The following is a 237-nucleotide window of genomic DNA, read 5'->3' on the forward strand; positions in this document are numbered from 1 at the left end:
CCCCGCGACCGACTGAAGGCCCGGAGTCCTCAGTCGAGCCCGAGGAGCGCGCGCACGCGAGCGACGTGCCCCGTGGCCTTGACGTTGTAGAGTGCGTGGGCGATGCGCCCGTCGGCATCCACGACGAAGGTCGAGCGGAGGACGCCTTCGACGACCTTGCCGTAGTTCATCTTCTCGCCCCACGCGCCGTACGCCTCGTGGACGGCGTGGTCCGGGTCGCTCAGCAGGCCGTAGGTC

1 protein-coding gene is annotated in these 237 nt (G+C 70.0%); it reads right to left on the minus strand.

The window, feature by feature from the left end; translation table 11 throughout:
* Positions 1 to 29 precede the first annotated feature (29 nt).
* A partial coding sequence (locus ACPYOG_RS20775) for a redoxin domain-containing protein (RefSeq protein WP_481295950.1) occupies positions 30 to 237 on the minus strand: 208 nt, incomplete at its 5' end.

Source organism: Leifsonia sp. HAY1-4F (genome assembly GCF_056755275.1).